Source organism: Mycobacterium sp. ACS4054 (assembly GCF_001667275.1).
Taxonomy (GTDB): domain Bacteria; phylum Actinomycetota; class Actinomycetes; order Mycobacteriales; family Mycobacteriaceae; genus Mycobacterium.
In genome coordinates, this window is record NZ_LZHV01000021.1 from 1 (window position 1) to 4745 (window position 4745).

At 69.8% G+C, this 4745-nt stretch carries 4 protein-coding genes; all 4 read right to left on the reverse strand.

Annotated elements, in window-relative coordinates; translation table 11 throughout:
* Positions 1–73: 73 nt before the first annotated feature.
* Positions 74–616, reverse strand: coding sequence for an adenine phosphoribosyltransferase (locus A5730_RS04630; protein ID WP_197506151.1), 543 nt, complete (start codon positions 614–616; stop codon positions 74–76).
* Positions 613–2262, reverse strand: coding sequence for an ABC transporter substrate-binding protein (locus A5730_RS04635; RefSeq protein ID WP_067896294.1), 1650 nt, complete (start codon positions 2260–2262; stop codon positions 613–615). The genes A5730_RS04630 and A5730_RS04635 overlap by 4 nt, the downstream gene beginning before the upstream one ends.
* Positions 2263–2267: 5 nt before the next feature.
* Positions 2268–3530: a protein translocase subunit SecF gene (gene secF, locus A5730_RS04640; RefSeq protein WP_067896297.1), complete on the reverse strand. Its 1263-nt coding sequence runs from the start codon at positions 3528–3530 to the stop codon at positions 2268–2270.
* 3 nt (positions 3531–3533) lie between these two features.
* A partial coding sequence (gene secD, locus A5730_RS04645) for a protein translocase subunit SecD (protein WP_067896300.1) occupies positions 3534–4745 on the reverse strand: 1212 nt, incomplete at its 5' end.

Consider the following 4745-nt stretch of genomic DNA (forward strand, 5'->3'; position numbering starts at 1 on the left):
CAACGCCGCCACAGCGCACTCAACGGACTACCACCCACCAGCCGACTGTGACCAACCTGCTGGCCGAGTACAGCTAGAGCCGGCTCAGGCTGTGCACCGGGAACTCCGCCAGCGCCTCGCGGCCGCCGAGCGCGGTCAGCTCGAGGATCACCGCCGCCGCGACCACGGTGGCCCCGGTCCGTTCCAGCAGCCGCGCCGCCGCGGCGAGGCTGCCCCCGGTGGCCAGCACGTCGTCGATGATCACCACCCGACGCCCGCGCAGCCGGATGCCGTCGGCGGGGATCTCCAGGGTCGCGCTGCCGTACTCCAGGTCGTAGTGCTCGGCATGCACCGGCGGCGGCAGCTTGCCGCCCTTGCGGATCGCCAGCACGCCGGTGCGCAGCCGGTCGGCGACCGCCGCCGCGGCCAGGAAGCCGCGCGCGTCGATCCCGGCCACCAGGTCGGCGCCCGACGCGATCTCGGCCAGCGCGTCGGTGATCGCCGCGAAGCCCTCGGGGTCGGCGAACACCGGGGTCAGATCCCTGAATTGGACACCCGGCTTGGGAAAGTTGGACACCTCGCGCAGCAGCGAGGCGATGACGCCGGCCACCGGCGCGCTCCCGCCGGCACGCGTCACTGGACCAGCGCCCATCGGTCCATGTTCCAGCCCGCGCCCCAGCGAGTGGGATTCTTGGTTACCGCGTACATCTTCTTCGACATCAACAGCGTGCGTTGCTGCCGGTAGAGGGGCAGGGTCGGCATGTCGCCCCACAGTACCGGCGCCGCTTCGCCCAGCAGCCGGGCGCGCTCGGCGGGGTCGGCCGAGATGGCCAGCGCCCCGATCGCGCTGTCGACCTGCGGGTTGGCGTACCCGGACAGGTTGTTGCCGTTGCCGCTGTGCAGGTCGTAGGCGTCCATCGCCGACGAGCCCGTCGACCCGCTGCCGGCGGCCCCGCCCGTGCTGGCCAGCAGCACGTCGATCTTGCCGTCCTTGAGCGCCTGCGGCCCCGAGGTGTCCAGGGCGACGTTGGCGACGGTGATGCCGGCCGCGGCGCAGGCCTTGGTGATCACGCCGACGTTGACCGCGAGCCGCGCGTTGGGCCCCTGGTAGCCGATCCGCACCGTCGTGGGCGTGCCACCGAGCGCGTCGCGGGCGGCGCCGGGGTCGGCCTTGGCGAACTGCCCGGCCACGGGGGCGCCGTCGGCGGCGGCGACGGGGTCGTCGGCGGCCGGGTTCAGGCGCGAATTGGCGATTGGCACCCCGGCGTCGCGCGCGAGCGTGTCGCGCGGGGTGCACAACGCGAGCGCGCGGCGGGCCTTGGGCTGCGACAGCGGCCCCTGCGGCGCGAAGATCAGCTGCTCGATGCCGGCCGACGGCGAATCGGAGCGGCTGTAGTTGTCCGGCGTGGTCAGCGTTCCCGACGAGCCCGCGGCCACGTCGACCACGTCGACGCTGCGGTTGTTGACCCGGTCCTGAATGTCGGGGCCCTGGGGCCAGACGGTGATGCGCTTGGTGATCGCCTTGGGGCCCCACCACCGGTCGTTGGCGACCAGCACCACCGCGCCGCCGTCCAGGACGCGTTCGATCTTGTACGGCCCCGACGACGGGAAACGCTTGAGATCGATGCCGGGTTTGAGGTCCCAGGTGGTGTTCCACAGCTTGGCGATCTGCTGCACCAGCTGGGTGTTGTTGCTCAGCAGCGCCGCCGTCACGTCGACGTGCAGCTGGTCGGCGATGACGTGCGAAGGCATCAGCGACGTGGCGGTGAACAGCTGGTTGTAGTCGACGATGCCGCGGTCCGGGACGAACGACACCCGGGCCTTCTTCTGGCCGGGCAGGCATTCGACGTTGGCGATGTCGAGGTAACCGGCCTGGGTGGCGGCGTTGAAGTCGGGATACCGGCCGGACTGCGCGGCCCAGGCCAGCACCAGGTCGTCGCAGGTCACCGGCTTGCCGTCGGAGTAGACGGCGTTGTCGGCGATCTGGTAGTCGAGCACCAGCGGCGAACCGCCCACCACCGAGACGGTGCCGAAGTCACGGTCGGCGACGGTCTGCCCGTCCGGGCCGTGATAGCTGAAGCCGGCGAGGGTGCGGGCGAACGCCTGCGCCCCGGCTGACGCCGCCCCGACGACGGTGTTGGTGTTGTAGGTGACCAGCGGCCCGTCGACCACGTAGTCGATCTGGGACGCGGCGCTGCCCGAGCACGCGGCCAGCGTGACGGCCGCGACGAGCATTGCGGCCAAACCGATAGCGCCCCCGACGAGGCGATACCTGGTGGCCATGGCGACTACCGCCGGCCGGCGTTTCGCTTGCCGCTCGGACGCCGGGTTCCGGTCGGCCGCACCGGGCGCGCGCCGGGCGCCGGCTTGCTCGGTGCGGGCTTGTCGGGCGATGCGGGCTCGGCCGCGGTGGCCTCCGGCTCCGAGTCCTCGGTGGCCTTGGCCTCGACGGGCTCGGCCCCCGCGGAGCGGCGACGCTTGACGCGGCGGGTGTGCGTGCGCACCAGCTCGGTGCGCTCGCGCATGGTGACCAGCAGCGGCGTGGCGAAGAAGATCGACGAGTAGGTGCCGATCATGATGCCGATCAGCTGCACCAGCGCCAGGTCCTTCAGGGTGCCGACGCCCAGCAGCCAGACCGCGACCACCATCAGCGCCAGCACCGGCAACACCCCGATCAGGCTGGTGTTGATCGAGCGCATGAACGTCTGGTTGATCGCCAGGTTGGCCTGTTCGGCGAACGTGCGCCGGGTGGTGTGCTGGAAGCCGTGGGTGTTCTCCTCGACCTTGTCGAACACGATGACGGTGTCGTAGAGCGAGAAACCGAGGATGGTCAGCAGCCCGATGACGGTGGCCGGGGTGACCTCGAAGCCCACCAGCGAGTACACGCCCGCGGTGACGGTCAGGTCGAAGAACATCGCCGCGATCGCGGCGGCCGTCATGTAGCGCTCGTAGCGCACCGTGATGTACAGCGCGACCAGCGCCAGGAACACCACCAGCGCGATCAGCGCCTTCTTGGTGATCTGGTCACCCCAGGTTTCCGACACCGCCGAGTCGCTGATGGCCTGCTTGCTCGGCTTGCCGTCGGCGCCCTTGGGCCCGAACGCGTCGAACAGGGCGTTGCGGAGCTTGGACGTCTGGTCGTTGGACAGCGTCTCGGAGCGGATCTGCACCGTCGCCGAGGCGCCGTTGCCGACGATCACCACCGATTCCGGGTCGCGGCCAATGGTCTTGCGGAAGACGTCGGACACCGCGGCGGTGGTGACCGTGCCCGACCCGCCGTTTGCGGGCATCGACACGGTGGTCCCGCCGTTGAAGTCGATCCCGAAGGTGAAGCCCCGCAGGACGATGCTGAGCACGGCGATGGCGACGATCGCGCCGCTGATGCCGAACCACAGCCGGCGGCGTCCGACCACTTCGAAGGCGCCGGTGCCGGTGTAGAGCCGCGAGATGAAGCTGTGCCGCGGCTGACCGGCGCCGTCGTCGGCCAGCTCCTCGACGCCCGAGGCCTCGGTGATTTCGGCGGCGTCCTTGGATGCCTTGGAGGCACTCATGGGCTATCCCCGTCCCGTCTTCACTTGCGACGAAGCCCGGCGTTCGCGGGCGACCTGCTGAACGGCTCCGAGGCCGTTGTACGCGGGCTTTGCCAGCGTCGGCGACTTGGAGGCCAGGTACACCAGCGGCCAGGTCACCAAGAACACCACGACCAGGTCAAGGATCGTGGTGAGGCCCAACGTGAAGGCGAAGCCCTTCACCTGGCCGATCGCCAGGAAGTACAGCACCGCGGCCGCCAGGAAGGTGACGGCGTTGCCCGACACGATCGTCTTGCGCGCCCGCACCCAACCGCGCGGAACTGCCGAGCGGAACGAACGGCCTTCGCGGATCTCGTCTTTGATGCGTTCGAAGAACACCACGAAGGAGTCCGCCGTGGTGCCGATACCGATGATCAGACCGGCGATGCCGGCCAGGTCCAGGGTGTAGTTGATATACCTGCCCAGGAGCACCAATATGGCGAAAACCATTGCGCCGGAAGCGACCAACGACAGCGCGGTCAACAGGCCGAGCACCCGGTAATACAGCAACGAGTACAGCAGCACCAGGACCAGACCGATCGCACCCGCCATCAGACCCGCCCGCAGCGACGTCAATCCCAGTGTGGCCGAGACGGTTTGGGCCTCCGACGATTGGAAGGACAGCGGCAGCGAGCCGTACTTGAGGACGTTGGCCAGCTGGCGCGCGGTGGAGGCGGTGAACGGCGGGTCGCCACCGGTGATTTGGGTCCGCCCGCCGGGGATGGCTTCCTGGATCATCGGGGCGCTGACCACCTGCGAGTCCAGCGTGAAGGCGGTCTGGGTGCCGACGTGGGCGGCGGTGAAGTCGGCCCAGGTGTTGGCCGCCGCGGGCTTGAACTGGACGTCCACCACATAACCTATGCCGCGCTGATTCATGCCCGAGGTGGCGTCCTGGATCTGGTCGCCGCTGATGATCGACGGCGCCAGCAGGTAGGCCACCTTGTGATCGGTCGAGCACGTCACCAGCGGCAGGTTCGGGTCGTCGTTGCCGGCGAGGATGTCCTCTTTGTCGCAACGGGTGGCCTGGAACTGCAGGGCGAGGAACTGGATGCCCTGACGGGTGCTCTGCCGCCACTTCTTCTCATCGGAGATCCGGTCGGCGAGGTCCTTGCGCGGATCGGCGGGCGCGGGCTGCTCGGCCGGGGGCGCGTCGGCCGGCGGCGGGTTGCCCGCTGGTGCGGGGGCGGGCGCCCTGCG